This window comes from Nocardioides sp. SRI_004 (assembly GCF_057586415.1).
In genome coordinates, this window is the sequence record NZ_JBYCZV010000004.1 from 46,959 (window position 1) to 69,301 (window position 22,343).

At 72.1% G+C, this 22,343-nt stretch carries 26 protein-coding genes; 15 read left to right on the forward strand and 11 right to left on the reverse strand.

Features of this window, described 5'->3' with window-relative positions; translation table 11 throughout:
* The first annotated feature begins 22 nt into the window (after nt 1-22).
* From AC2YHB_RS06085 to AC2YHB_RS06105, 5 genes are all read left to right on the forward strand, one after another.
* On the forward strand, nt 23-1,234 hold the full coding sequence (locus AC2YHB_RS06085) for an acyl-CoA dehydrogenase family protein (protein ID WP_308645687.1): 1,212 nt from the start codon (nt 23-25) through the stop codon (nt 1,232-1,234).
* Nucleotides 1,234-2,037, forward strand: a complete 804-nt coding sequence (locus tag AC2YHB_RS06090) for an SDR family oxidoreductase (RefSeq protein WP_179651500.1) — start codon at nt 1,234-1,236, stop codon at nt 2,035-2,037. The genes AC2YHB_RS06085 and AC2YHB_RS06090 overlap by 1 nt, the downstream gene beginning before the upstream one ends.
* Entirely contained in the window at nt 2,015-2,623 is a 609-nt protein-coding gene (locus tag AC2YHB_RS06095) for a TetR/AcrR family transcriptional regulator (protein WP_036546069.1), read from the forward strand. The genes AC2YHB_RS06090 and AC2YHB_RS06095 overlap by 23 nt, the downstream gene beginning before the upstream one ends.
* The gene (locus AC2YHB_RS06100; RefSeq protein ID WP_179651499.1) at nt 2,616-3,782 is read left to right on the forward strand and encodes an acetyl-CoA C-acetyltransferase; all 1,167 of its coding nucleotides are present in this window, start codon (nt 2,616-2,618) and stop codon (nt 3,780-3,782) included. Before AC2YHB_RS06095 ends, AC2YHB_RS06100 begins: the two co-directional genes overlap by 8 nt.
* A 69-nt stretch (nt 3,783-3,851) precedes the next feature.
* Nucleotides 3,852-4,028 (forward strand): hypothetical protein, encoded by a 177-nt coding sequence (locus AC2YHB_RS06105; RefSeq protein ID WP_179651498.1) that lies wholly within the window; start codon nt 3,852-3,854, stop codon nt 4,026-4,028.
* A gap of 13 nt (nt 4,029-4,041) precedes the next feature.
* Here the strand turns inward: AC2YHB_RS06105 and AC2YHB_RS06110 are convergent, their stop codons facing one another.
* Nucleotides 4,042-4,746, reverse strand: coding sequence for a PilZ domain-containing protein (locus AC2YHB_RS06110; protein WP_487353668.1), 705 nt, complete (start codon nt 4,744-4,746; stop codon nt 4,042-4,044).
* A 55-nt stretch (nt 4,747-4,801) separates the two neighbouring features.
* Between AC2YHB_RS06110 and AC2YHB_RS06115 the strand changes: the two genes are divergently transcribed.
* Nucleotides 4,802-5,635 (forward strand): immunity protein Imm33 domain-containing protein, encoded by an 834-nt coding sequence (locus AC2YHB_RS06115; RefSeq protein WP_487353669.1) that lies wholly within the window; start codon nt 4,802-4,804, stop codon nt 5,633-5,635.
* Between the two features lie 19 nt (nt 5,636-5,654).
* Here AC2YHB_RS06115 and AC2YHB_RS06120 read toward each other — a convergent pair whose 3' ends face one another.
* Nucleotides 5,655-6,002, reverse strand: a complete 348-nt coding sequence (locus AC2YHB_RS06120) for a hypothetical protein (RefSeq protein WP_036546062.1) — start codon at nt 6,000-6,002, stop codon at nt 5,655-5,657.
* Nucleotides 6,003-6,055: 53 nt separating this feature from the next.
* On the opposite strand from AC2YHB_RS06120, the gene AC2YHB_RS06125 reads away from it, so the two are divergent.
* Nucleotides 6,056-7,051: an N-acetyltransferase family protein gene (locus AC2YHB_RS06125; protein WP_487353670.1), complete on the forward strand. Its 996-nt coding sequence runs from the start codon at nt 6,056-6,058 to the stop codon at nt 7,049-7,051.
* Here AC2YHB_RS06125 and AC2YHB_RS06130 read toward each other — a convergent pair.
* The gene (locus AC2YHB_RS06130; RefSeq protein WP_036546059.1) at nt 7,042-7,281 is read right to left on the reverse strand and encodes a hypothetical protein; all 240 of its coding nucleotides are present in this window, start codon (nt 7,279-7,281) and stop codon (nt 7,042-7,044) included. The two genes, AC2YHB_RS06125 and AC2YHB_RS06130, sit on opposite strands and share 10 nt — an antisense overlap.
* 126 nt (nt 7,282-7,407) lie before the next feature.
* Here AC2YHB_RS06130 and AC2YHB_RS06135 point away from each other — a divergent pair, with 126 nt between their 5' ends.
* Entirely contained in the window at nt 7,408-7,953 is a 546-nt protein-coding gene (locus AC2YHB_RS06135; RefSeq protein WP_487353671.1) for a hypothetical protein, read from the forward strand.
* A gap of 22 nt (nt 7,954-7,975) precedes the next feature.
* Here AC2YHB_RS06135 and AC2YHB_RS06140 read toward each other — a convergent pair whose 3' ends face one another.
* From AC2YHB_RS06140 to AC2YHB_RS06155, 4 genes are read right to left on the reverse strand one after another with little or no spacing between them, the layout of a single operon-like run.
* Complete coding sequence (locus AC2YHB_RS06140) at nt 7,976-9,043, reverse strand: NAD(P)H-dependent flavin oxidoreductase (RefSeq protein ID WP_179651491.1); 1,068 nt, start codon at nt 9,041-9,043, stop codon at nt 7,976-7,978.
* Nucleotides 9,040-9,840: a CoA-transferase subunit beta gene (locus tag AC2YHB_RS06145; protein ID WP_036546051.1), complete on the reverse strand. Its 801-nt coding sequence runs from the start codon at nt 9,838-9,840 to the stop codon at nt 9,040-9,042. The genes AC2YHB_RS06140 and AC2YHB_RS06145 overlap by 4 nt, the downstream gene beginning before the upstream one ends.
* Nucleotides 9,837-10,733 carry a CoA transferase subunit A gene (locus AC2YHB_RS06150; RefSeq protein ID WP_242530227.1) on the reverse strand — a complete coding sequence of 299 codons (897 nt, stop codon included), beginning with the start codon at nt 10,731-10,733 and terminating at the stop codon, nt 9,837-9,839. Before AC2YHB_RS06150 ends, AC2YHB_RS06145 begins: the two co-directional genes overlap by 4 nt.
* Complete coding sequence (locus tag AC2YHB_RS06155) at nt 10,730-11,488, reverse strand: enoyl-CoA hydratase family protein (protein WP_179651489.1); 759 nt, start codon at nt 11,486-11,488, stop codon at nt 10,730-10,732. Before AC2YHB_RS06155 ends, AC2YHB_RS06150 begins: the two co-directional genes overlap by 4 nt.
* Nucleotides 11,489-11,528: 40 nt before the next feature.
* Here AC2YHB_RS06155 and AC2YHB_RS06160 point away from each other — a divergent pair, with 40 nt between their 5' ends.
* Both AC2YHB_RS06160 and AC2YHB_RS06165 read left to right on the forward strand, forming a co-directional pair.
* Complete coding sequence (locus tag AC2YHB_RS06160) at nt 11,529-12,329, forward strand: SDR family oxidoreductase (RefSeq protein ID WP_179651487.1); 801 nt, start codon at nt 11,529-11,531, stop codon at nt 12,327-12,329.
* On the forward strand, nt 12,326-13,204 hold the full coding sequence (locus AC2YHB_RS06165; RefSeq protein WP_179651485.1) for an SDR family oxidoreductase: 879 nt from the start codon (nt 12,326-12,328) through the stop codon (nt 13,202-13,204). The genes AC2YHB_RS06160 and AC2YHB_RS06165 overlap by 4 nt, the downstream gene beginning before the upstream one ends.
* A 12-nt stretch (nt 13,205-13,216) precedes the next feature.
* Here AC2YHB_RS06165 and AC2YHB_RS06170 read toward each other — a convergent pair whose 3' ends face one another.
* Together AC2YHB_RS06170 and AC2YHB_RS06175 are read right to left on the reverse strand one after the other, a co-directional pair.
* Complete coding sequence (locus tag AC2YHB_RS06170) at nt 13,217-14,650, reverse strand: NAD(P)/FAD-dependent oxidoreductase (protein ID WP_179651483.1); 1,434 nt, start codon at nt 14,648-14,650, stop codon at nt 13,217-13,219.
* Between the two features lie 60 nt (nt 14,651-14,710).
* Nucleotides 14,711-15,874, reverse strand: a complete 1,164-nt coding sequence (locus tag AC2YHB_RS06175; protein WP_179651481.1) for a steroid 3-ketoacyl-CoA thiolase — start codon at nt 15,872-15,874, stop codon at nt 14,711-14,713.
* Nucleotides 15,875-16,022: 148 nt separating this feature from the next.
* Here AC2YHB_RS06175 and AC2YHB_RS06180 point away from each other — a divergent pair, with 148 nt between their 5' ends.
* The 5 genes from AC2YHB_RS06180 (at nt 16,023) to AC2YHB_RS06200 (ending at nt 20,246) form a co-directional block, all read left to right on the forward strand.
* Nucleotides 16,023-17,258 carry a cytochrome P450 gene (locus AC2YHB_RS06180; protein ID WP_036546041.1) on the forward strand — a complete coding sequence of 412 codons (1,236 nt, stop codon included), beginning with the start codon at nt 16,023-16,025 and terminating at the stop codon, nt 17,256-17,258.
* A gap of 85 nt (nt 17,259-17,343) precedes the next feature.
* Nucleotides 17,344-18,021 carry a response regulator transcription factor gene (locus AC2YHB_RS06185; RefSeq protein WP_179651479.1) on the forward strand — a complete coding sequence of 226 codons (678 nt, stop codon included), beginning with the start codon at nt 17,344-17,346 and terminating at the stop codon, nt 18,019-18,021.
* 1 nt (nt 18,022) lies between these two features.
* Entirely contained in the window at nt 18,023-19,339 is a 1,317-nt protein-coding gene (locus tag AC2YHB_RS06190) for a sensor histidine kinase (RefSeq protein ID WP_179651477.1), read from the forward strand.
* A 95-nt stretch (nt 19,340-19,434) separates the two neighbouring features.
* Entirely contained in the window at nt 19,435-20,013 is a 579-nt protein-coding gene (locus AC2YHB_RS06195) for a PepSY domain-containing protein (RefSeq protein WP_179651475.1), read from the forward strand.
* A 53-nt stretch (nt 20,014-20,066) separates the two neighbouring features.
* Nucleotides 20,067-20,246 carry a hypothetical protein gene (locus AC2YHB_RS06200; RefSeq protein WP_179651473.1) on the forward strand — a complete coding sequence of 60 codons (180 nt, stop codon included), beginning with the start codon at nt 20,067-20,069 and terminating at the stop codon, nt 20,244-20,246.
* Here AC2YHB_RS06200 and AC2YHB_RS06205 read toward each other — a convergent pair.
* Complete coding sequence (locus tag AC2YHB_RS06205; protein WP_179651471.1) at nt 20,236-21,336, reverse strand: carboxylate-amine ligase; 1,101 nt, start codon at nt 21,334-21,336, stop codon at nt 20,236-20,238. The genes AC2YHB_RS06200 and AC2YHB_RS06205 overlap by 11 nt on opposite strands.
* 41 nt (nt 21,337-21,377) lie before the next feature.
* Complete coding sequence (locus AC2YHB_RS06210; RefSeq protein WP_179651470.1) at nt 21,378-22,337, reverse strand: hypothetical protein; 960 nt, start codon at nt 22,335-22,337, stop codon at nt 21,378-21,380.
* Between the last annotated feature and the right edge of the window lie 6 nt (nt 22,338-22,343).

A 22,343-nucleotide genomic window follows, 5' to 3' on the forward strand; every position in this document is an offset into this window, starting at 1 on the left:
ATTTGCTTGGTATGCTTCCGATGTGGACCTGACCGAGAGTGCAGCCGACCGCGCCTTCCGCGAGGAGGTGCGCACGTGGCTCGCCGACCACCTGACGGGTGAGTGGGCCGCGCTGCGCGGCCTCGGCGGCCCCGGTCGCGAGCACGAGGCGCACGACGAGCGCCTCGCGTGGAACCGCCACCTCGCCGAGCACGGCTGGACCGCCGTCGGCTGGCCGACCGAGCACGGCGGCCGTGGGCTGTCGCTGTGGCAGCAGGTGATCTTCCACGAGGAGTACGCCCGCTCCGACGCGCCCGCCGGCGTCAACCACCTCGGCGAGCAGCTGCTGGGCCCGACGCTCATCGCGTTCGGCACCGAGGAGCAGAGGAAGCGCTTCCTGCCCGAGATCGTCGCCGTGCGCGAGCTGTGGGCGCAGGGCTACTCCGAGCCGGACGCCGGCTCCGACCTGGCCAACGTGCAGACCCGCGCCCGCCGCGACGAGTCGACCGGCGAGTGGGTCATCGACGGCCAGAAGGTGTGGACCTCGCTCGCGCACCTCTCCGACTGGTGCTTCGTCGTCGCCCGCACGGAGCCCGGGTCGACCCGGCACCACGGCCTGTCCTTCCTCCTCGTGCCGCTCGACCAGGACGGCGTCGAGGTCCGCCCGATCGAGCAGCTCACCAGCGGCTCGGAGTTCAACGAGGTCTTCTTCACCGGCGCCCGCACCGCCGGCGACCTCGTCGTCGGCGAGCCCGGGCAGGGCTGGGGCGTCGCGATGGGCCTGCTCGGCTTCGAGCGCGGTGTCTCGACCCTCGGCCAGACCGTGGGCTTCGCGCGCGAGCTGGCGACGGTCGTCGACCGGGCGAAGGCCAACGGCTCCATCGACGACCCGGTCGTGCGCGACCGGCTGGCCCGGATGAAGACCGAGCTCGCCGTCATCCGCAGCTTCGCACTGCGCTCGCTCGCCCTCGTCGAGGGCGGCCAGGACTCGGCCGCCGGCAACGGGGCGGGATCGATCTTCAAGCTGGCGTGGGCCAACTGGCACCGCACCCTCGGCGAGGTGGCGATGGACGTCGCCGGGGCCGAGGGCCTGCTGGCGCGGCCCACCAGCGCGGCGTCGTACGACCTCGACGACCACCAGCGGCTCTTCCTCTTCTCGCGCGCCGACACCCTCTACGGCGGCAGCGACGAGGTGCAGAAGAACATCCTCGCCGAGCGCGTGCTCGGCCTTCCCCGCGAACCGAAGGGATCCTGATGACCCAGCTCCGTCCCGAGCAGCCCACCCCCGACTACGTCCCCGGGCACGACCTGCTGGCCGGCAAGGTCGTCGTCGTGACGGCTGCCGCCGGTGCCGGCATCGGCGCCGCCGTCGTACGACGGGCGCTGGAGGAGGGCGCGAAGGCGGTCGTCTTCAGTGACACCCACGAGCGCCGCCTCGCAGAGGCCGAGGAGGCGCTGGCCGCCGAGTTCGGCGCCGACCGGGTCCGCCAGCTCGTCTGCAACGTGACGAAGGAGGAGGACATCCAGGCCCTCCTCGACGCGGCCGAGGAGTTCGGCGGCGTCGACGTCATGGTCAACAACGCCGGCCTGGGCGGCACCGACTCGATCCTCGAGGTCACCGACGAGACCTGGAACCGCGTCATCGACATCACCCTCACCGGCACCATGCGCGCCACCCGGGCGGTCGGCCAGCGCTTCGTGGCCGCCGGCAAGAAGGGCGTCATCGTCAACAACGCCTCCGTCATCGGCTGGCGCGCCCAGGAGGGTCAGGCCCACTACGCCGCCGCCAAGGCCGGTGTGATGGCGCTGACCCGCTGCTCCGCCCTCGACCTGGCCCCGCACGGCATCCGCGTCAACGCGGTCTCCCCGAGCCTGGCGATGCACCCCTTCCTCGAGAAGGTGACCTCGCCCGAGCTGCTGGTGGAGCTCAAGCAGCGGGAGGCCTTTGGTCGCGCGGCTGCGCCGTGGGAGGTTGCCAACGTGATGGTTTTCCTCGCGAGCGACTACTCGTCGTACCTGACCGGTGAGGTGATCAGTGTCAGCAGCCAGCACGCCTGAGTCCAACGGCACGCCGACGCGGCGCGAGCAGCTGCTCGCGATCGCCGCGGAGCTCTTCGCGGAGAAGGGCTTCCGCAACACGACGGTGCGCGACATCGCCGACGCCGCGGGCATCCTCTCCGGCAGCCTCTACCACCACTTCGACTCCAAGGAGTCGATGGTCGACGAGCTGCTCGTGCCCTTCCAGGAGGAGCTCTTCGGCAAGTACGACGAGATCCTCGCCAGCGGCGACGACGCCCGGACCAAGCTGGAGCGGGCCGTCCGGGTCTCCTTCGAGGCGATCGACCAGCACCCGCACGAGGTGGCGATCTTCCAGAACGACGCCGACCACCTCGGCACCTTCGAGCGGTTCGGCTACCTCGCCGACCGCAACACCCAGTCCCGGCAGGTGTGGGTGACGCTGATCGAGGAGGGCGTGCGCACGGGCGTGCTGCGCCCCGACCTCGACGTCACGCTGACCTACCGCTTCATCCGCGACACCGTGTGGGTCGCCGTCCGGTGGTACCGCCCCGGCCGCGGCCTGAGCCACACGACCGTCGCCGACCAGTACGTCCGGATTCTCCTAGATGGGATTAGCAATGCCTGAGGCCTACATCGTCGACGCGGTCCGCACCGCGGTCGGCAAGCGCGGTGGCGCGCTCGCCGGCGTCCACTCCGCCGACCTGGCCGCGCACTCGCTGGCAGCGCTCGTCGAGCGCACCGGCGTCGACGCGGGCGCGGTCGACGACGTGATCCTCGGCTGCTGCGACACCATCGGCTCGCAGGCCGGCGACATCGCCCGTACGGCGTGGCTCGTGGCCGGCCTCCCGGACCACGTGCCGGGCGTGACGATCGACCGTCAGTGCGGCTCGTCCCAGCAGGCCGTCCACTTCGCCGCGCAGGGCGTCCTGTCCGGCACCCAGGACCTCGTCGTCGCGGGTGGCGTGCAGAACATGAGCGCCATCCCGATCTCGGCCGCGATGCTCGTCGGCCAGCAGTACGGCTTCTCCACCCCCTTCGCCGAGTCACCCGGCTGGCTCAAGCGGTACGGCGACCAGGAGGTCAGCCAGTTCCGCTCGGCCGAGATGATCGCCGAGAAGTGGGACATCTCCCGCGAGGAGATGGAGCGGTTCGCGCTCGCCTCGCACGAGCGGGCCCGGACCGCGATCGCCGAGGGACGCTTCGCCAACGAGATCATCCCGCTCACCCTCGAGGACGGCACCGTCTTCGACACCGACCAGTGCCCGCGCGAGACCTCGCTCGAGAAGATGGCCGGACTCGAGCCGCTGGCTCCGGGGGGTCGGATCACGGCCGGCGTCGCCTCGCAGATCTGCGACGCGTCCTCCGCGATGCTCATCGCCTCCGAGCAGGCCGTGAAGGACCACGGGCTGACGCCCCGGGCCCGGATCGTCCACCTGTCCGTCCGCGGCGACGACCCGGTCTGGATGCTCACCGGTCCGATCAACGCGACCAAGCACGCCGTGCAGAAGTCCGGCATCGCGATCGACGACATCGACCTCTTCGAGTGCAACGAGGCGTTCGCGTCCGTCGCGCTGGCGTGGATGAAGGAGACCGGCGCGCCGCACGAGAAGGTCAACGTCAACGGCGGCGGCATCGCGCTGGGTCACCCGATCGGGGCCACCGGCACCCGCCTGATGACCACGATGCTCAACGAACTCGAGCGCACCGGCGGTCGCTACGGCCTGCAGACGATGTGCGAGGGCGGCGGCCAGGCCAACGTCACCATCATCGAGCGCCTGGGCTGACGCGGGCCGTCTCCTTCACCTCGGCCCCGGTCCTGCCGATGGGACCGGACACGGGGAGAGGGGGACGTCATGAACCACCGACGCGCGGAGCAGATCCCGCTGGTCGTCCTCGGGACGTATGCCATCGGCTATCTCGCCGGCCGCTCGATCGCCGCGCTCTGGTCGCGCGGCTCCACCGACGAGCACGGTGTACGACGCCTCGCCGGCGGGGTCGCCGAGCTGACCCACCACCGCCACGCCGCCTGAGCCGCCTGGCCGCTCAGCGCGGCCGGCGGCGCCGGCGCTCGGTCTCGAAAACGGCACGCCGGATCCGGTCGCCGTGGACGGTCGGGTCGGCGAACGAGACCGCGACGCCCACGCCGCCGCCGGCGAACCGGACGTGGCGGACCACCCGGGCCGGCTGGGCGAGGTTGTCGCCGTCGATGCGGATGGTCGCCTCGACCCGCGTGCCGGGATCGGGGACCGGGCCCTGCGTCGCGGCCAGCACACCGCCCTCGCTGAGGTCGACCGCGACCCCGAGCAGGCTGGTCGGCGCAGTGGCGTGCTCGTCCGCCTCGTCGTCCGCAGCCTCGTCGGTGGGGAGCGGCCAGGTCAGGGCGACCGGGACCGCCAGCCGGGCGCGGAAGAAGGTGCGCTGCTGGAGCCGCGTGGGCGCGGCGGACGGGCGCAGCAGCCAGACCCGGCCGTAGTGGCGCTGGGCCGGCCGGGTGCTGACCGGGCAGACCATCCGGCCGAGGGGATAGGTCCAGGTGACGCTGGCGTCGAAGTGGTGCTCGTCGGGATCGAGCCCGTCCGGGCAGGCCACGACCAGCGCGGTGCCGCTCTCGCCGTACGGCTCGACGTCGAGGACTCTGGTCTCGACGTCCACCGGCTCGCCCACGGTGGGACGCAGCGTCAGCGCGACGGCCTGCAGCAGCGCCGGGTGCACCTCTGCTGCGGTCGTGGCCGGGCGCGAGGTCGACATGCCGTTCCCGTCGGCACCCGGAGGCGCGACCTGAGCGGCGTGGTTCGATGGGTGCATGGACGCGGATCTCGGGGAGCTGTTGGCGCGCGGCGGGTGGGAGCTCGTGGATCCCCGCCCCACGGCCGCCGAGCACCCGGACACCTTCGAGCTGCCCAGCGCCGACGACCTGGACCGGCTGCAGCCGGGCAGTCTCGTGCGCGCCATGTTCCGGCTGGTCGACATCGCGGACTTCTCGCGCGACGGCCTCGCGCCCTACGACCCCTCGGGTGCGCCGGTGCTCGTGACGCATGTCGAGCGGATGTGGGCGGTCGTCACGGGGCGGCAGGGGGATCGGGTCGCGTGCCTGCTCGACAACCAGCCCTACGCCACCCACACCAGCCTGGAGGTGCTCGATCCGCTGAGCCTGCCCCTGACCCACCTGATCGCCACGGGGGACGTGCGCCCCGAGCTGGCCGAGCACCTCGCCTTCGCCGAGCGCATGGCGGCGCAGGACGAGCGACCGGCGGGTTCCGCCACGCCCGTCGACCCGGGCGCCCGCCCGCGCATTCGAAGCGATCAGCAGGCGATCTGCGACCGCGCGGGTGTCCGCGCCGAGCCACCGTCGCCGTTCGGGCTCGCCCTGCTGGCGCGCGACGTGCCCGGTGGGCCCGGGGTGCTGCAGGGGGCCCGGTTCGAGCCGGCCCCCGAGCGACGGGACACCGGGTGGGTCTTCTTCCGCGGCGACGACTTCGAGGCCGTGACCCAGACGGTCGGCTTCGACATCGTGACGGTGCAGGAGGCGTCACGGGCGCACCCGGACATCCTGGCCCGGCTCGCGCTGCCCGTGGGATGGGCGTTCTCCGTCGGGGACGGGGTCGACGACCTCTACGAGGTCGAGCTGGTCGACTGACCGGGCCTGCCGGGCCGGCTCAGAGCACCGTCCACCAGATGCCGACGATGCCGGGCAGCAGGCCGAGCAGCAGCCACGGCGACTTCCACGACCTGTGGTTGATCAGCAGCGTGGCGGCGATGCCGCCGACCATGAACGCGGTCGCGATGACGTTCAGCCCGATGCGCGCGTCGAGGCGGTCCTCGTCGACGTGGTCGGCCGCGATCACCAGGCCGACGGAGAGGTGCAGGACCGTGGTGACCAGCAGCACCGACATGACCCGGCGCTGCACCCGCTGCAGCCGCTCGAGGTCCTTCGGGTCAGGAGCCTTGCGGGGCGCGTTCGGGTCCATCAGGTGGCGCCGGCGCGCGGGGGACTGCTGGTTCACCGCCCAAGGATATCCAGTGGCGAGCGGCCCTCCGGCGTCGCATGCTGGCCGGTATGGACATCAAGCCCTTCCGGCCCGACGACGTCGCCGAGCTCGAGCAGTGGGCCGACCTGGTCAACGCCGCAGCCGCGGTCGACGCGCCGTGGTCGCACCCCACCACGGCACGCCAGGGCGCCGACCGCTTCGAGCACGGCTGGGACGGTGAGCCGGAGACGCCGTACCTCGGCACCAGCGACGGGGAGGCGGTGGCGTGGGGCTCGCTGGCCACGAGCGAGTACGACAACCTCGACCTGGCCTTCATCCACGTGGAGGTGCATCCGGCGCACCGTCGCCGCGGGCACGGTACGACGATGCTGGCCCACCTGCTCGAGGGGGCGCGTGGTCTCGGCCGCACGAGCATCGTCGCCGACGCGTGGGACACCGAGGCCGGCCACGCGTTCGCCACGCACCACGGGTTCGAGCGCAAGCTGGCGTCGATCAACCGTCGGCAGGTCCTCGCCGACGTCGACTGGGCCGAGCTGACCCGGCGCTACGACGCCGCGCTCCCGCACGGCGCCGACTACGTGATCGAGAAGTGGCCGGTCCCGACGCCGGACGACCGGCTCGACGCGTTGGCCGAGATGGCCGCCGCGATCAACGACGCCCCGCTCGACGACCTCGACTACGAGGACGAGGTCTTCACCGGCGCCCGGATGCGGGCCTACGAGGTGGCCGCAGCAGGACGCCGCGAGCGGCTCCACCGCCTGGTCGCCCGGCACCTGCCGACCGGCGACCTCGCGGCGCAGACGGTCGTCGCCGTCGAGATCGACCACCCCGAGCGGGGCCACCAGCACGACACCTCGGTCACGCGCGCCCACCGCGGCCACCGCCTCGGCCTCCTCCTCAAGACCGACATGCTGCGCTGGCTCGCGGCCGAGGAGCCGCAGCTCCAGCTCATCGACACGTGGAACGCCGAGTCCAACGACCACATGATCGGGGTCAACGAGGTCCTCGGCTACCGGGTGATGGGCCGCGAGTGGGCCTACCAGCGCCCGCTCGATCAGCCGTAGCGGTGGGTCTTCGCCGCGTGCCCGCGCTCGCGGGTGCAGGTGCGGCCGCCGATGTTGCGGTGGCCGCACAGCTCCTCGTCGCTCGCCGTCGGCTCGGGAGCCGGCGGGGTGCTGGGCTTCGAGGCAGGCCCGGGGGCCCGTCGGGGTGCGGGCCTCGCCGCCCCCGCGCGCGTCTGCGCCTCGGCGTAGCGGGCCTCGCGCATCGCGCGCACTGCATCGAGCTTGCTCATCGGTGGATCACCCGGGTGACCCTAGGGGAGGGGGCCGACACAGGCGGCGCCTGGGTTGCCGGCAAAGCGCCACGGACGACCCGGGCGGCGCGCTAGCCTCCTGCCACCCCCTCGGAAGGACCTCCCGTGCGACGTCTTGCCACGACCAGCGTCACCGTCCTCTTCCTCCTGGCCTCGGCGGCCTGCGGCTCCGATGACGGCGACGCCGCGGAGGATCCCACCTCGGAGACCACGAGCCAGGGGGCTTCCGATGCCACGTCGGATCCCACCTCGCCCCCTGCCGGGTCGAGCGACGACACCGGCGCCGCCGATCCGGGTGCCGCGGGCGAGCTGCCGTCGTACGAGGAGGTGAAGGCGCTCTGGCTGGCCAGCACCTCCGACGGTGACCGGACCTCCTGCGAGACCGGTGAGACGGAGGACAAGAGCATCGGCTCGTCGGCCGACGGGGAGTACGTCCGATTCGTCTGCGCGGGGATCCCGCGCTTCGACTACGTCGTCGGTGCCGACAACTACGCCGACAACTTCGCCGCGGCCACCGACGACCTGGTCGGGCGGGCCGTGTTCCACATCCCGGGCGAGGCCTACGTCAAGACGACCGGCTCGAATGTCGACCTGGCTCCGGCGATCCAGGCCGCCTGCGGGTGCGGCGAGGTGCTCGGCCCCGAGAGCTGAGCGCCGGCCGCAAGGCGCAGCCTCACACGACGTACGACGACGCGCGCTTCAGCTCCGCGGCAGCCTGGACGACGATCCGGTCGACCAGCTCCTCGCAGGTCGGCAGGTCGTCGATGACGCCGACGACCTGGCCGCTCGCGAGCACGCCCGCGGAGGTGTCGCCCTCGACGAGGCCGGCGCGGAGCATGGTCGGCGTGTTGGCGGCGAGGGCCATCTGCCCGAGCGTGCGGCCCTGCGCCTTCTTCATGGCCCGGCCGTCCTTGAGGAGCGCGGTCCACGACATCCCGGACGACCTCTTGAACTCCAGCGTGCGGCGGGCCGTCGGGCCGAGGCGCCGGACGGCGGAGGTCTCCTCCAGGGACTCGACGAGATCGGTGCGCAGCATGCGGTGCGGCATGCCGTCGACCTTGGCGGTGACGACGGTGTCGGTGAGGCCGCGGTCGAGGTAGAGCTGCTTGACCGCGTCGGGCACGGCGGAGTCCTGGGTGAGCAGGAAGCGGGTGCCCATGCCGACGCCGGCGGCGCCGTACGACAGGGCGGCCGCGAGGCCGCGCCCGTCGAAGAACCCGCCGGCCGCGATGACCGGGATGTCGACGGCGTCGAGCACGGTCGGCAGCAGCAGGGTGGTGGGGATGGGGCCGGTGTGGCCGCCTCCCTCGCCGCCTTGGACCATCACGGCGTCCGCGCCCCACGAGGCGACCTTCTTCGCGTGCTTCGCCGCGCCGATCGACGGCATCACGACGATGTCGTGCTCCTTCAGCTTGGCGATCAGCTCCGGCTTGGGGGCCAGCGCGAAGGAGGCGACCTTGACGCCGTGGTCGATGAGCAGCTGGCAGCGGTCGGCGGCGTCGCTCGCGTCGGCGCGCAGGTTGACGCCGAACGGCTTGTCGGTGCGGCCCTTGGTCTCGATGATCGCCTTCTCGAGCTCCGCGAAGGTCATCGTCGCGGAGGCCAGGATGCCGAGGCCGTCGGCGTTGGCGGTGCCGGAGACCAGGCGCGGACCGGAGACCCAGCCCATGCCGGTCTGGACGACGGGGTGCGGGACGCCGACGAGGTCGGTGAACGGCGTGCGGAGCTGCTGCCCGATCACTTCGCGGCCTCCGGCTCGGGGACCTCGCGGAAGCGCAGGCCCTTGGGATCGAGCATCTCGCGGATGATCACGAGCTCCTCGTACGACGGCTCGCGGGTCGTGGGCACCTCGGAGCGGTCGGCGGGGAGGTCGAGGGCGAAGCCGGTGGCCTCGACGACCTCGTCGACGCTCACGCCCGGGTGCACCGACAGCAGCCGCACCGTGTCGTCGGCGCCCTTGACGTCGAAGACACCGAGGTTGCTGACGATCCGGTGGATGTCGTTGTAGCGGGCGGCGCCGGGACCCGCCTCCCTGGCCCGCTTCGGGCCGACCCCGGAGACGATGTCGACCTGCTCGACGAAGACGCGGGGCGAGTGCTTCGGGACCCAGTACGACGTCCGGTTGTTCACGGTGTTGCCGGGCGCCCCGCGCGAGCCGAGCAGCTGGCGCTTCGGCTGGGAGAAGGGGCCGATGGCGGAGATGTTCTGGTTGCCGTGGCGGTCGACCTGCGTGGCACCCATCATCACGTGGCGCTTGCCGTAGGCGACGACGTCGAACACGCGGCGGAAGGGGATCCAGCCCTCGACCACGTCGCCCTTGGCGAACAGCGGCGGGACGCCGGAGAGGAAGAGCGACTCGCCGTCGGAGATCACCAGGTCGGGGTTGCTGGTGAGCTTGGCGAGCCGGACGCCGAGCATGGGGAGCATCCCCATCGGGCTGCCGAAGATCTCGCCGTCGTCGGCGAACGCGTCGGCGATGGCGGCGGCGCAGACGTCCGCCCGGGTGATCTGCTCGTTGGCGGGGCTGTCGGTGCTCACTTGCTGCTCTCCTCTGCAAACGCCTGGACCGCGGCCTGGTAGGCGGCCTCGTCGCCGGACAGGAACCGCTCCTCGAACGCGGCCCAGTCCTCGTCGGACCCGCCCGCGGCGGCGGCGTAGGCCTTCTGGAAGCGCTCGTCGCGCTCGTAGTCGGGGACGCAGTTGGTGAAGTGCGCACCGTTGGGGGTCTCGACCACGCCGGTGACCATCATCCGGTTGAGCAGCACCCGCTGGACGGGGGTGTCGACGGTGAGGCCGGCGGTGTCGACGATCTGCTCGACCGACAGGTAGGTGCGGTCCGCGGCCATCGCGAACAGGTCGTCGAAGTAGGGGTCGGGGCCGAGATAGGTGGCGTTGCCGTGCACGTCGGCGCGGTTGAGGTGGACCAGCGCCACGTCGAGCCTCAGCGCGGGCACGGCGACGAGCTCCTCGTGGCCGGCCCCGTCGTCGTACGGGCTGGTGACGGTCTTGATCCACGGGTTGTTGACCAGCACGTCGGAGCCGAGGCCGGCGCGCATCGGCAGGAAGGGCAGCCGCTCGGCCGCGGCCTTGAGGCCGGTCTGGAACATGCCCTCGTCGAGCTCGACGACCTCGGGGATGGACGCGGTCTGGCGCGCTCGCTGGAAGTTCGGCTCGAGGGGGATGGAGTCGAGGCTGACGAAGGCGTAGACCAGCCTGCGGATCTTGCCCGCGCGGGCGAGCAGGCCGACGTCGGCGCCGCCCCAGCTGACGATGGTCAGGTCCTTCAGGTCGGAGCGGAGGATCGCGCGGACCAGCGCCATCGGCTTGCGCCGCGGGCCCCAGCCGCCGATGCCGATCGTCATCCCGTCCTCGAGCGACGCGACGACCTCGTCGATCGTCATCTGCTTGTCGCGGGGCTTGCGGCTGCTCACTTGTTGCTCCCCTTGTCGGTTCCGGCGAACTCGTCGCGGAGCTCGTCGCTGACGCCCATCAGGTTCAGCTCGAAGGTGAACCCCTGCTCCCAGCGGTAGGACTTGTTGACGTTGACCGGGTCGATCCCGTTGAGCGCCTCCTTGGCCGCGCGGATGACGCGCGTGTCCTTGGCGGCGATGTCGCGGGCGACCCGCAGCGCCGCCTCGTCGAGCTCGTCACGGGGCACCACCTCGAGCACCGAGCCGAACTGCACGAGGTCCTTCGCCGGGATCGTGCGGGCGGTGAAGTAGAGGGTCCGCATCATGTGTTGGGGCACCAGTCGCGCCATGTGGGTCGCGGCACCGAGGGCGCCCTGGTTGACCTCGGGTACGCCGAAGTAGGCGTCGTCGCTCGCCACGACGCAGTCCGCGTTGCCGACCAGCCCGACGCCGCCACCGACGCAGAAGCCGTTGACGGCCGCGATCACCGGGACGGAGCACTCGTACACGGCCTTGAACGCGGCGAAGCAGCCCTTGTTGGCGCCGAGGAGCGCGTCGAACCCGGTCGTGTTCTGCATCTCCTTGATGTCGACGCCGGCGTTGAAGCCCTTGCCCTCGGCGCGCAGCACGACGACCTTCGTCGCCAGGTCCGCGCTGGCCTCGTCGAGGGCCGCGGCCACGTCGAACCAGCCCTGCACGGTGAGGGCGTTGACCGGGGGAGCGCTCATGGTGACGAGGCGGATCCCGTCGTCACGGAGCTCGCTGGTGATGGGCATGGAGGCACCCTACCAAGCATTTGCTTGGTATGCTCCCGCCATGGCTCTCACCTTGGACCTGACCGGGCGCGTCGCGCTGGTGACCGGTGGTGCCCGCGGCATCGGCCGCGGCATCACGGAGGTCCTGCTGGCCGCCGGCGCGACCGTGGTGACCTGCGGCCGCTCCGAGGCCGAGCCGCCCGCGGGCGCGACGCACCGGCTGTGCGACGTCCGCGACGCCGAGTCCGTCGAGGTCCTGGTGAGCGGGATCGTCGCCGACCACGGCCGGCTCGACGTCGTGGTCAACAACGCCGGCGGCGCTCCCTTCGCACCGGCCGCGACCGCGTCGCCGCGGTTCCACGACAAGATCGTCGGGCTCAACCTGATGTCGTCGCTGCTCGTCAGCCAGGCCGCCAACCGGGTCATGCAGGAACAGCCCGGCGGCGGCTCGATCGTGAACATCTCCTCGGTGTCGGGCGTGCGCCCCTCTCCGGGGACGGCCGCGTACGGCGCCGCGAAGGCCGGTGTCGACTCGCTGACCACCTCGCTGGCCCAGGAGTGGGGCCCCCGGGTGCGGGTGAACGCGATCGACGTCGGCCTCGTCCGCACGGCCGACACCGCCGACCACTACGGGGGCGACGAGACCGTCGCCGCGATCGAGGCCACCATCCCCGCGGGGCGGATGGCCGATGTCGCCGAGATCGGACAGGTCGTCGCCTTCCTCGCGAGCGACCTGGCGTCGTACGTCTCGGGGGCGCGGGTCGCCTGCCACGGCGGCGGCGAGCAGCCCGTCTTCCTCTACATCGCCCAGAGCACCCAGAGCACCCAGAACAGCAAGAGCAACCAAGGAGAGTCCCAGTGAGCAAGCTTCTCGAAGGCCGCGTCGCGATCGTCACCGGCGCAGGCCGGGGGATCGGCCGGGCCCACGCCCTGGAGCTGGCCCGCCACGGGGCCAAGGTCGTCGTCAACGACTACGGCGTCTCCAACAACGGCGAGAAGACCGACTCGCCGGCGCACGAGGTCGTCGCCGAGATCGAGGCGATGGGGGGCGAGGCCGTGGTCAACGGTGCCGATGTCGCCGACTTCGAGCAGGCCGCCGCCCTGGTGCAGCAGGCCGTCGACACCTTCGGCGGCCTCGACATCCTCGTCAACAACGCCGGATTCGTCCGCGACCGGATGCTCGTCAACGCGACCGAGGACGAGTTCGACGCGGTCGTGCGGGTGCACCTCAAGGGCCACTTCGCCACGCTGCGCCACGCCGCGGCCTACTGGCGCGCCGAGTCGAAGGAGGGCCGCCAGCGGGCGGCGCGCGTCATCAACACGACGTCGGGCGCCGGGCTCCAGGGCTCCATCGGCCAGGTCGTCTACTCCGCCGCGAAGGGCGGCATCGCCACGATGACCCTCGTCGCCGCTGCCGAGCTGGGACGCGTCGGCGTCACTGTCAACGCGATCGCCCCGGTCGCCAAGACGCGGATGACCGAGGGGGCGTTCGACACCTCCGCGATGGCGCTGCCCGAGGACAACTCGCCGATCGTCGCCTGGCTCGCGTCGGAGGAGGCCGGCGACGTCACCGGACGGGTGATCGAGGTCGACGGCTCCGTCGTGACCGTCGAGAACGCCTGGTCGCACGGTCCGTCCCGGGACGCCGGCGGCCGCTGGGAGGCCGAGAAGGTCGGCCCCGCCCTGCGCGAGCTGCTCGCCGAGGCGCCCACTCCCGAGCCCGTGTACGGCGCCTGAGCGGCAGGTCGGTCAGCCGGCGTCCACCCGGGCGCCGCGTTCGCCGCTGTCGGTGAGGCGGGTCTCCTCGGCCGCCCGGGCCTCGAGCTCGGCACGCAGCTCGTTCCAGTGCGCGGGGGAGGAGGCGACGGACGCCGTACCTCCCTCGAGCCGGCCGATGGCCAGTCGGGCATAGATCTGCTGCGCCGTCGCGGTGCGCTCGGAGCGGCTGTTGCTCACGAAGGTCACCAGCCAGTGCAGCAGGGCGCTGAAGCGGTTCTTGAAGCCGGTCAGGTACAGCAGGTGGATCACCAGCCACATCAACCAGGCCAGCAAGCCGCTGAGGCGCAGCCTGCCGACGAGCGCGACGGCGCTGAACCTCGAGATGGTCGCCATCGAGCCCTTGTCGAAGTACTTGAAGGGCGCCGGCGGAGCCTTCTGCTCGACGCGACGGGTGATCGTCCGCGCGGCGTACTTGCCGCCCTGGATCGCGACCTGCGCGACGCCCGGGAGGTTGTCGAGGGCCATCATGTCGCCGATCACGAAGACCTCGGGGTAGCCCGGCAGCGTCAGATCGGGGTTGACGGCTACCCGGCCGGCGCGGTCGAGCTGGGCACCGGTCTGCTCGGCGAGGAGCCTGCCCAGCGGGGAGGCCTGGACGCCCGCGGCCCAGACCTTGGTGGCGGCCTCGATCCGGGTGGTCGTGCCGTCCTTGTGCTGCAGCTCGATGCCCAACTGGTCGACGCTCGTCACGATGCCGCCGAGCAGCACCTCGACGCCTCGCTTCTCCAGCGAGCGCTGGGCGACCGCGCCGAGCTTGGCGCCGAAGGGCGGGAGCACCTGCGGCGCCGCGTCGACCATGACCACCCGCGCCTGGCGGGGGTCGAAGCTGCGGAAGTCGTGGCGCAGCGTCTTGTGGGCGAGCTCGGCGATCTGGCCGGCCATCTCGACGCCGGTCGGGCCGGCGCCGACGACGACGAAGGTCAGGTAGCGCGCCAGCTCCTCCTTCGTCTCGGCGAGCTCGGCCAGCTCGAAGGCGCCGAAGATCCGGCCGCGAAGCTCCAGCGCGTCGTCGATCGTCTTCATGCCGGGGGCGAAGTCGGCGAAGTGGTCGTTGCCGAAGTACGACTGGCCGGCGCCGGCAGCGACCACCAGGGAGTCGTAGGAGAGCTGGTGCACGCGACCCTGGATGTCGGACGTGATCGTGCGCGCCTCGAGGTCGAGCGCGCTCACCTCGCCGAGGACGACCCGGGCGTTGGCCTGGCGCGCCAGCACCTCGCGGGTCGGCGGCGCGATCTCGCCCTGGGCCAGGATGCCCGTCGCCACCTGGTACAGCAGCGGCTGGAACAGGTGGTGGGTCGTCTTCGAGATGAGCGTGACGTCGACGTCGGCGTGCTTGAGCGCCTTGGTGGCGAAGAGACCGCCGAAGCCGGAGCCGACGACGACGACATGGTGACGGGAGCCCATAGCGCAGGAGTCTTGCCGTGACGCGGCGTCACGGCAAGACCCTCTGCCGGCCGTGAGCCCCTAGATGCGCTCGATGATCGTGCCAGTCGCCATCGCCCCGCCCGCGCACATCGAGATCAGGGCGGTCGAGGCGTCGCGCCGCTCCAGCTCGTGCAGCGCGGTCGTGATCAGCCGGACGCCGGTGGCGCCGACCGGGTGGCCGAGCGCGATCGCACCGCCGTTGACGTTGACCTTGTCCAGGTCGACGCCGTGGACGCCGGCCCAGGAGAGTACGACGGACGCGAACGCCTCGTTGACCTCGAAGATGTCGAAGTCGCTGATCGCCATGCCGGTCCGGTCGAGGAGCCGCTGGGTGGCGTCGATCGGCCCGTCGAGGTGGTAGTACGGGTCGGAGCCGACGAGGCACTGGGCCTTGATCCGGGCACGCGGGGTGAGGCCGAGAGCCCGCGCCTTGTCCTCGTCCATGATCAGCAGCGCCGCGGCGCCGTCGGAGATCTGCGACGAGGTGCCGGCGGTGTGCAGGCCGTCGGGCAGCACGCTGCGCAGCGACGCGAGTCCCTCCGCCGTCGTGTCGCGCAGGCCCTGGTCGGTGTCGACGAGACGGGTCTCGCCGGTCGGGTTGCCCTCGTCGTCGAGCACCGGCGCCTCGATGGCGGCGATCTCGCGCTTGAAGCGGCCCTCGTCGACGGCGACACGGGCCTTGGCCTGCGAGGCGAGGCCGAGCACTTCGAGGTCGGCGCGCGAGATGCCGCGGTTGCGCGCGATCCGGTCGGCCGCCTCGAACTGGTTGGGCATGTCGATCGACCAGTCGGCGGGGCGCGGGTCGCCCATGCCGGGCGGCACGTTGGCGCCGAGCGGGATGCGCGACATCATCTCGACGCCGCAGGCGATGCCGACGTCGATCGTGCCCGCGGCGACCATGTCGTTGACCAGGTGGGTGGACTGCTGGCCCGAGCCGCACTGGGCGTCGAGCGCCGTGCCGGCGGTCGCGATCGGCAGGCCGGCGTAGAGCCATGCGCGGCGTACGGCGTCGTTGGACTGCTCGCCCGCCTGGGTGACGATGCCGCCGATGACCTGCTCGACCAGCGCGGGGTCGACACCGGCGCGGCGGAGCACCTCGGCCTGGATGAAGCCCAGCGTCTGGGACGGGTGGAGGCCGGCCAGCCAGCCCTTCCGCTTGCCCAGGGGAGTGCGGACGGCGTCGACGATCACAGGGTTGCCCATGGGCCCACGATAGCACCGAACTAGAACACGTTCTCGTTCTGTCCCGCTCGCGCGAGAAACGTTGAACGAAACCCTTTCGTAATCCCGCGATGCTTTGTACGGTGGGTCTAGAACGTGTTCCACCACCCCCATCTGCGAAAGGTTCGCCGTGACCGAGCTCCTCATTCCGGAGGGATGGGATCCCACCGATCCCGACATCAACGAAGTGGCCCTGCCGCACGACGAGTTCCGCGCGCTGCGGACCAACGAGCCGATCCGGTGGATCGAGCAGGTCCCCGAGGCGCGCGCCGGCTTCCTCGACACCGGGTACTGGGCGCTGACCCGGCACGCCGAGGTCCGCCAGGTCTCGAAGGACAACGAGAACTGGTCCGCGATGGAGAACGGCGTCATCATCCGCTTCGCCCCCGACATGACCCGCGACCAGGTCGAGGTCCAGCGGGCCATGCTGATCCACCACGACCCGCCGGACCACACCCAGATGCGCGGCATCGTGTCCCGCGGCTTCACCCCGCGCGTGATCGCCGCCCTCCGGACCGTCCTCGAGGAGCGCGCCCGCGAGATCGTCGCCGCTGCCGTGGCGAAGGGCTCCGGCGACTTCGTCGAGGACATCGCCGCCGAGCTGCCGCTGCAGGCGATCGCCGACTTCCTCGGCGTCCCGCAGGAGGACCGCAAGAAGCTCTTCGAGTGGTCCAACCAGATGATGGGGTACGACGACCCCGACATCGGCGCCGACCCGGCGGTCGCGTCCATGGAGATCCTCGTCTACTTCGACCAGCTCGCCAACGAGCGTCGCGCGAACCCGCAGGACGACATCGTCACGAAGCTGATCAGCGTGGGCGCCGACGACGACCACGGCGCGCTCACCAACGACGAGTTCGGGTTCTTCGTGATCCTGCTGACCGTCGCCGGCAACGAGACCACGCGCAACGCGACCAGCCACGGCATGCACGCCTTCTTCGAGCACCCCGACCAGTGGGAGCTGTGGAAGAAGGAGCGCCCGGAGACGGCCATCGACGAGATCGTCCGCTGGGCGACCCCCGTCACCGTCTTCCAGCGCACCGCGAAGAAGGACACCGAGCTCGCCGGCCAGGCGATCAAGAAGGGCGACCGCGTGGCCATGTTCTACGCGTCCGCCAACTTCGACGAGACCGTCTTCGAGGACCCGTTCTCCTTCAACATCCTGCGCGAGCACAACCCGCACGTCGCCTTCGGCGGCCACGGCGCGCACTACTGCCTCGGCGCCAACCTGGCGCGGCTGCAGATCAACCTGATCTTCAACGCGATCGCCGACCTCGCGCCCGACATCGAGCTGGTGGGCAAGCCGCGCCGCCTGCGCTCGGGCTGGCTCAACGCGATCAAGGAGATGCAGGTCAAATACGCCTGAGCGTCGTACTCCGGCGCTCTTCAGCGCAGGTTCAGGGTGGCTCCGTGAGAATGGGGCCGCCCTGAACTGCTTTCCCGGAGGTCGCATGCGTGTCCTGGTCGTCGACGACGAGCGGCGGCTCGCGCGATCACTCAAGCTCGGCCTCGAGGCCGAGGGCTTCGCGGTCGACGTGGCGCACGACGGCACCGACGGCCTGTGGCTGGCGCGCGAGAACGCGTACGACGCCATGGTGCTCGACCTGATGCTGCCCGGGATCAACGGTTACAAGGTCTGCGAGACCCTGCGGGCCGAGGAGAACTGGACACCGATCCTGATGCTCACCGCCAAGGACGGCGAGTGGGACCAGGTGGAGGGACTCGACACCGGCGCGGACGACTACCTGACCAAGCCCTTCTCCTTCCCGGTGCTCGTGGCGCGGCTGCGGGCGGTGGCCCGGCGGGGCGCGCGGGAACGGCCGACGGCGCTGGAGATCGGCGACCTCGTCGTCGACCCCGCGGCGCGGGAGGTGCGGCGTGGGGAGGTCGCGGTCAGCCTGACGGCGCGGGAGTTCGCCGTGCTGGCCTTCCTCGCCCGTCACAAGGGCGACGTCGTCTCGAAGCGCCAGATCCTCGACGCCGTCTGGGACGGCGACTTCGACGGCGACCCCAACATCGTGGAGGTCTACGTCCGGCACCTGCGCAACAAGGTGGACCGGCCGTTCGGGCGCGAGGCGATCCAGACCCTGCGCGGCGCCGGCTACCGGCTCGCGAGCGACGGGGGCTGACGTGCGTCGTTCCTCCGTCCGCACCCGGACGACGCTCGCGGCCACGGTGGTCGTCGGGGTCGCGCTGCTCATCGCGGCCGTCGCGCTCGTACTGACCGTCCGCTCGTCGCTGCACGGCGCGGCCGAGTCCACGGCCGAGCAGCAGGCGGCCGCGATCGCCGGCCAGGTCGACGACGGCGGGCTGCCGGCGCCGGGGGAGGCCGACGACGAGCCCGACGACGTCGTGTGGCAGGTCACCGATGCCGAGGGCCGGGTCCTCGCCGCGTCGGCGTCGTTGAACGGCGGCGCCATCCCGACCGAGGACGGGGAGAGAGCCCGCTTGTCCGGGGGCGAGCACCCCTACCTCGTCGTCACCGAGGACACGGCCGAGGGCGGGGAGGTCGCCGTGGCGGTGTCCCTCGAGGACGTCGACGAGACCACCGCCGCGTTGGCCCTGCCGCTCCTGCTCGGACTCCCGGTGCTCGTCCTCGTCGTCGGTGCGACGACCTGGCTCGTCGTCGGCCGGGCGTTGCGCCCGGTCGAGCGGATCCGCACCGAGGTCGAGCGGATCAGTGGCAGCAGCCTCGACCGCCGGGTCCCCGAACCGGCCGCGCGCGACGAGGTCGGCCGGCTGGCCCGCACCATGAACGCGATGCTCGGCCGGCTGCAGGACGCCAGCGAACGGCAGGGGCAGTTCGTCGGTGACGCCTCGCACGAGCTGCGCTCGCCCCTCGCCAGTCTGCGCCAGGCGGCCGAGGTCGCGCACGCCCATCCCCACGCGCTCCCGGAGGGCGAGCTCGCGGAGACCGTGCTGGTGGAGTCCGAGCGGATGCAGTCGCTCGTCGACCAGCTGCTCGCGCTCACCCGTGCGGGCGAGGGACCCGTCCGCACGCCGCGCACGGAGGTCGACGTCGACGACCTCGTCCTCGCGGAGGTACGACGCGTCGCCCGGTCGGGCCTGGCCACCGACACCACCGGCGTGGGACCCGGGCGCGTGCTCGGCGACCCCCTGGCGCTGGGCCGGGTGGTCCGCAACCTGGTCGACAACGCGGCGCGGCATGCGGCGGCGCGGATCGCGGTGTCGGTCGCGCAGCACGGGGAGACGGTCGTGCTGGCCGTGGACGACGACGGACCGGGCGTGCCGACCGCCGACCGTGAGCGGGTCTTCGAGCGGTTCGTCCGGCTCGACGAGGCCCGCGCCCGCGATGCCGGTGGCAGCGGTCTCGGACTGGCGATCGTGCGCGCCGTGGTCGCCGGCCACGGTGGCTCGGTGGCGGTCGAGTCGGGTGCGCTCGGGGGCGCGCGCTTCGTCGTACGACTGCCGTCGGGTGCTTCCTGAAGCCACCTTCAGGAGGGTTCAGGAAGGGTTCAGCGACCTCCCGGCAGGCTCGGAGCAGCAAGCCAGCCCGAGAAGGACCGAGAGGAAGATCTCCCATGAAGACCAGCACCCTGCGCCGCAAGCGCGTCGTCCTGCCCGCCCTCGCCACCGTCGCCGTCCTCGCTGTCGGCGGCACCGTCTGGGCGGCCTCGGCCGACGACGTGTCGGGCGACGAGCGCGACCGGGTCGCCACCGCGGCGACCGAGGCGGCCGGCGGCGGCGAGGCCGTCGAGGTCGAGAAGGCCGACGACCCGGGGGAGGCCTACGAGGTCGAGGTCCGGCTCGCCGACGGCAGCGAGGTCGACGTGACCCTGGACTCCGAGCTCGGCGTCGTCACCGTCGACAAGGACGACCGGGACGACCGGGACGACCGGGACGACCGGGACGAGGCCGACGACCGGGACGACGTGGGCGAGCGGCCCGACGCCGACGACCGGGTCCTCAGCGCTGCCGAGCGCGCGTCCGCGGAGACGGCGGCCCTCGCGGCGGTCGGCAGCGGCACGGTGGTCGACGTCGACCCGAGCGACGACCCGGGGGTGGCCTACGAGGCCGAGGTCCGCGACGCCAAGGGTGTCGAGTGGGACGTCGACCTGGCCGCCGACTTCTCCGTCGTGGCGAAGCGCGCCGACCGCTGAACCCGACGCCGGACCTCACACCCAACCGGCCGAAGTTGCAGTAGCGTTCCGTCGTGGACGCAGGCCGACAGGAGGACGCGATGAGCGACGTCAACGTGGAGCAGTTCCAGGGGTTCTCCGAGAACCACTACCAGCACGGGATGCACACGCTCGCGTGGATCTCCCTGTGGACGATCATCGTGCTCGGCGTGGGTGCCGGCGTCTTCGGCTTCATCTGGGGCGTCACGCACTGAACGCGGCGTTGGTGCGCCCGACGAGGTCGTCGACGACGGCGGCCACGCTGCCGCCGTTGCGCTCGTACGCCGCCCGCTGCCGGACGGATCCCCCCTCCGACAGCACCCGGGCCACCGCGTCCTGGACCAGCTCCGCGTCGCCGGCGTCCTCCAACGGCTCGGTCACCGTCGCGAGCAGGTGCTCCAGCACCTCCCGTGCCGGCCGCAGCTCACCGGTCACGGGGTCGAGCAGGCGCTCGGCCAGGCCGTAGCGCGCGGCGCGCCATCGGGCCGCGCGCAGCAGCTCCGCCCGCCAGGCGATGCCCTCGACAGGGCGCTCCGCGGCATGGGAGACCAGCGCGCGGACCAGGGCGGCGACGAGCACCGCGTCGTCGGGATCGGTGCACACGTCGGTGATCCGGACCTCCACCGTCGGGTGCGAGCGCGCGAGCCGGGCGTCGTAGTAGAGCATGCCCTCGTCGAGCGCGGCACCCGAGGCGATGATCCTGCGGCTCACGTCGCGGTAGGCAGCCACCGAGCCGAACCGCTCGACGGGCCCCGCGCTGGGCCACTGCGACCACGAGTGCGAGCGCCACGAGGCGTAGCGGGTGTCGCGGCCGTGGTGGAAGGGCGAGTTGGCACTGATCGCCAGCAGGACCGGGAGCCAGGGCGTGATCCCGTCGATCACCGTCACGCCCTCCTCGTCGGAGGCGACGTGGACGTGCACGTGCATGCCGCACGTCCCTCCCGGCCGCGCGACCTCGCCGTAGGTCTCGACCATGGCGAGATAGCGGTCGTCCCTCGTCGTCCTCGGCGGGCCGCCCGGCAGGGGTACGGCGCCGGTGGCGGCGGTCAGCAGCCCCACGCCGGCCGCGGCGGACGCGGCGGCGCGCCGTCCGGCGATCACGTCGCGGCGCAGGTCCGCCAGGTCGACCGCCGGCCGGGTCCGCGTCTCGAGCTGGTGCCGGAACAGCTCGTGGTCGAGCTGGTCGTGGGCCGCGATGCCGTGCTCGGCGGCGTACTTCAGGACCTGTTGGGAGCGTGGCGCGGCGGTCCGGGTCTGCGGGTCGACCAGCAGCAGCTCCTCCTCGACCCCCACGGTGCGCACCATGGCGGGGAGGTACCCGGGGCGTCGATGCGCAGCCGCGGCGCTCAGGCGTCGCGGGCGAGCTCCTCGAGGACGGCCTGGAAGTCCGCCTCGACCACGATCGCAAGTGCGCCGTCGTCGTCGATCCGCGTCAGCTGCTGGTAGGCCGTGCCGTCCCACCAGTAGACGTGGGGGCTGAGCGGGCCGGGGGAGTCGCTGAAGCCGGCGGACGCGAAGCCGGCCATCGCCTGCAGGCTGGGCAGCACCGAGATGTCGCGGACCAGGTGCCACACGACCTGCTGGCGGTTGGGCACGCTGAGCAGCCACCCGTGGCGCCCGGCCTCCTCACCGGCGACCTCGGCCGCGAGCGAGGGCATGAGCAGCGCGCGACTCGCGGTGTGGACGGAGGACCCGAGCAGTACGTCGAACCAGCCGCCGTCGGGGAGGTCGATCCGCTCGTGGCGCTCGACCGGCTCGCGGCGCAGGGTCTCCCGCCCCCACGTGCGCAGGAGGTCCGCGCCGCCGAACGCCTCGGCGCGCTCCTCGTTGTAGACGACGACCGCGTCGGGCAGGTCGAGGGCGATCATCTCGACCAGGCCGGGGGCGAACTCCTGGTGCGGGAAGCCGGTCAGGTCCGGGATCCCGTCGCGCTCGTAGAGGCGTGCGTAGGTGCGCTGCCGCGCCTGCTCGGGGGTGAGCCCGTCGAACGGGTCGGGCGCGTCCATGCTGGCCAGCACCCGGCCGACGTGCTGGTCGACGACGTCCGCCCAGGCGGAGCGGCCGCGATCGTCCTGGTGGCAGGCGGCCGCGACGTTCCACAGGCCGAACTGGCGCCCCGAGTCGTCGACGACGTGGTCGACGTACACCGTGACCTCGATGCCGCGGCGGGCGAAGGCATCGCGCACGAGTGCCCGGACCCGTTGGGCGTCCTCGGCGCCGAGGAAGGTGAGCGCCTCGTCGGGGTCGGCCGGCCGGGCGGGGGTCCGGTCGCCGTCGTCCCGCCGACGGCGCCTGAAGAGTGCCACGGCGCG